The organism is Herbaspirillum sp. B65 (genome assembly GCF_000333555.1).
Classification (GTDB): domain Bacteria; phylum Pseudomonadota; class Gammaproteobacteria; order Burkholderiales; family Burkholderiaceae_D; genus Herbaspirillum; species Herbaspirillum rubrisubalbicans.
Map to the genome: position 1 here is coordinate 1 of NZ_BADI01000009.1, position 849 is coordinate 849.

An 849-nucleotide genomic window follows, 5' to 3' on the forward strand; every position below is an offset into this window, starting at 1 on the left:
GCGCGAATCCGGCTATGCCGTGGACCTGGCGCGTACCGGCACCGATGGTCTGCACCTGGCGCTGGAGCAGGACTACGATCTGGTGGTGCTGGACGTGATGCTGCCCGGCCTGGACGGCTGGCAGGTCATGAGCGCGCTGCGCAGCAAGCGCGATCTGCCGGTGCTGTTCCTGACCGCCAGGGACCACGTCGATGATCGCATCCGCGGCCTGCAACTGGGTGCCGACGATTACCTGGTCAAGCCCTTTTCCTTCACCGAACTGGTGCTGCGCATCCGCACCCTGCTGCGCCGGGGCGTCACGCGCGAGGCCGAGGTCTATGAGATCGCCGACCTGCAACTGGACCACGTGCGCCACAAGGTCACGCGCCAGGGGCTCAACATCGCCCTGACTAACAAGGAATTCATGCTGCTGCACCTGCTCATCAAGCGCCAGGGCGAAGCGCTGTCGCGCAGTGTGATCGCATCCCAGATCTGGGATATGAACTTCGACAGCGACACCAACGTGGTCGACGTCGCCATCAAGCGCCTGCGCGCCAAGATCGATGCCCCGTTCGAGAAGAAACTGATCCACACCGTGCGCAGCGTGGGCTACATGTTTTCGGAACACCCATGAGCCAGGCCACCGCACATGCACGCGGCTGGACCCTGACCACCCGCGTGACCGCCCTGTTCGCGCTGATGACCTGCCTGGTGGTAACCGGCCTGGGGCTGTATCTGGATCGCGCCGCAGGCGATGCCCTGGCACAGCGCGCCGACCAGGCCTTGATCGGCCGGGTCGAGCACTTCCGCAACCTGATGCACGATCTGTACAACGTGGAGCAGATGGAGCAGCGCCCGGCGCTGTTCGAA

General features: G+C 64.7%; 1 protein-coding gene and 1 pseudogene. Both read left to right on the forward strand.

From position 1 onward, the window contains the following. A partial coding sequence (locus tag I5W_RS00225; RefSeq protein WP_044527744.1) for a heavy metal response regulator transcription factor occupies positions 1 to 613 on the forward strand: 613 nt, incomplete at its 5' end. Then, positions 610 to 849: pseudogene (locus I5W_RS00230) on the forward strand (heavy metal sensor histidine kinase); the annotation flags it as partial. The gene I5W_RS00225 and the pseudogene I5W_RS00230, both read left to right, overlap by 4 nt.